The sequence below is a fragment of the Vibrio sp. V10_P2A27P122 genome (assembly GCF_963874335.1).
Classification (GTDB): Bacteria; Pseudomonadota; Gammaproteobacteria; order Enterobacterales; family Vibrionaceae; genus Vibrio; species Vibrio anguillarum.
Genome location: NZ_CAWNHY010000181.1, coordinates 1 through 2,960 on the forward strand (window position 1 = coordinate 1; position 2,960 = coordinate 2,960).

Genomic DNA, 2,960 nt, shown 5'->3' on the forward strand with positions numbered 1-2,960 from the left:
AAGCAATTTACTAAGTCTGTCATTGTTTAAGCTGTTGAGAAAAAACAAAAACACAAAGCTGCAAACTTAATAAAGAGTTTTTAACATTTTTCTATTTTTAGGAGATCCATTATGCCTGTAACTAATTTAGCTGAACTTGATGCTCTAGTAGCGCGCGTTAAAGCGGCTCAAGCAGAATTCTCTACTTACTCTCAAGAGCAAGTAGATAAAATTTTCCGCGCAGCATCATTAGCAGCTAACCAAGCTCGTATCCCTCTAGCGCAACAAGCGGTAGCGGAATCAGGCATGGGTATTGTTGAGGATAAAGTAATCAAGAACCACTTTGCGTCTGAGTTCATCTACAACAAATACAAAGACGAAAAAACGTGTGGCATTCTTGAAGAAGATAAAAACCTAGGCACGATGACTATCGCTGAGCCTGTAGGCATCATCTGCGGTATCGTTCCAACCACTAACCCTACTTCTACTGCAATCTTCAAATCTCTCATCTCTTTGAAGACTCGTAACGGTATCATCTTCTCGCCACACCCACGTGCGAAAAATTCAACTAACGATGCAGCTAAACTCGTGTTAGATGCAGCAGTTGCAGCTGGCGCGCCAAAAGATATCATCGGCTGGATTGATCAACCTTCAGTTGAGCTATCTAACGCGCTAATGAAGCACGAAGGTATTGCACTTATCCTTGCAACAGGTGGTCCTGGCATGGTGAAAGCAGCTTACTCGTCAGGTAAACCAGCAATCGGTGTAGGTGCAGGTAACGTTCCAGTTGTAATCGACGAAACGGCAGACATCAAACGTGCAGTTGCTTCTGTTCTTATGTCTAAAACATTCGATAACGGTGTGGTATGTGCTTCTGAGCAAGCGGTTATCGTTATGGACGAAGTGTATGACGAAGTAAAAGAACGTTTCGCGAGCCATAAAGCGCATGTTTTAAGTAAAGCAGACGCAGACAAAGTACGTAAGGTACTGCTTATCGATGGCGCACTAAACGCGAAAATCGTAGGCCAACCAGCAACAGCCATCGCTGAAATGGCGGGTGTTAAAGTTCCAGCAGATACTAAAATCCTTGTCGGTGAAGGTATTGGCGAAGTTTCTTATGACGATGAATTCGCACATGAAAAACTTTCTCCAACACTTGGCATGTTCCGCGCGACTTCTTTCGAGAACGCGGTAGAACAAGCCGTAAGAATGGTAGAAATCGGCGGTATCGGCCACACTTCTGGTCTATACACTAACCAAGACGTTAATGCAGACCGTATCCGTTACTTTGGTGACAAAATGAAGACGGCGCGTATTCTTGTAAACATCCCAACCACTCATGGTGGTATCGGTGACCTTTACAACTTTAACGTTGCACCATCTCTAACGCTAGGTTGTGGTTCTTGGGGTGGTAACTCGATTTCTGAGAACGTAGGTCCTAAGCACCTAATCAACAAGAAAACTGTTGCGAAGCGAGCTGAAAACATGTTGTGGCATAAACTACCTAAGTCAATTTACTTCCGTCGTGGTAGCCTTCCAATCGCTATGAGCGATCTTGAAGGCAAAAAACGCGCATTCCTAGTTACTGACCGTTTCCTATTCAACAACGGTTATGCAGACGATGTAGTGACTCTGCTGAAGTCAAACGGTATGGAAGTTCAAACATTCTTTGATGTAGAAGCTGATCCAACTCTATCTGTCGTAGAGAAAGGCGCTGAAGCAATGAAGAGTTTCCAACCAGACGTGATTCTAGCACTTGGTGGTGGTTCACCAATGGATGCGGCGAAGATCATGTGGGTTATGTATGAGCACCCAGAAACTCACTTTGAAGAGCTTGCAATGCGCTTTATGGATATCCGTAAACGTATCTACAAGTTCCCTAAAATGGGTCAAAAAGCAGAATTGGTTTGTATCACGACTACTTCAGGTACAGGTTCAGAAGTCACACCATTTGCCGTTGTAACAGACGACAAAACAGGTGCTAAATACCCACTAGCGGATTATGAGCTAACACCTAACATGGCTATCGTTGATGCGAACCTTGTGATGAATATGCCTAAGTCTCTAACGGCATTTGGTGGTTACGATGCTGTGACTCACGCTCTTGAAGCCTATGTATCTGTTCTTGCGAACGAATACTCTGATGGTCAAGCTCTACAAGCACTTAAGATGCTGAAAGAGTACCTACCATCAAGCTACAAAAATGGCGCAGCAGACCCAATTGCTCGTGAAAAAGTGCACAATGCAGCGACTATCGCAGGTATTGCTTTTGCTAACGCGTTCTTAGGTGTATGTCACTCTATGGCGCACAAGATCGGTGCTGAGTTCCACATCCCGCACGGCCTTGCTAACGCATTGCTTATCTCTAACGTTGTGCGCTATAACGCGAATGATAACCCAACCAAACAAACTGCGTTCTCTCAATACGACCGTCCACAAGCACGCCGTCGTTACGCTGAAGTGGCTGACCACTTAGGCTTGAGCCAAGCGGGCGACCGTACTGCTCAGAAGATTGAACGTCTACTGACTTGGTTGGAAGAGCTGAAGAAAGATCTCGACATCCCGCTATCTATCCAAGCGGCTGGCGTGAATGAAGCGGATTTCCTCGCAAAAGTTGACGTGCTATCAGTTGAAGCGTTTGATGACCAATGTACTGGTGCAAACCCACGCTACCCACTGATTTCTGAGCTAAAAGAAGTACTTCTTGCGGCTTACTATGGTACAGCGTTTGTTGAAGGTGAAACTTTCGAAGGCACTACCGTTATCAAGAAGAAAGATGACCAAAAACCAGCAAAGAAAAAGTAAGCTGAGTTATTGAGAGATTTTCGCTAGCACGAAACAATCTCTATCGGGAAAAGATAAAGCCTCACCGTCTGGTGAGGCTTTTTTTGTATCGAGTAACTTCATCATCAAAGCGTGGATGGGATTTATCCCCACATGACTAAAATAGCGGCAATTGCGACTAGAACAAGCCCCTGCCC

The 2,960-nt window shown here is 44.8% G+C and carries 1 protein-coding gene; it reads left to right on the forward strand.

Translation table 11 applies throughout. From position 1 onward, the window contains the following. The first annotated feature begins 111 nt into the window (after positions 1 to 111). Entirely contained in the window at positions 112 to 2,784 is a 2,673-nt protein-coding gene (gene adhE, locus AACQ17_RS08165; protein WP_013856398.1) for a bifunctional acetaldehyde-CoA/alcohol dehydrogenase, read from the forward strand. The last annotated feature ends 176 nt before the right edge of the window (positions 2,785 to 2,960 follow it).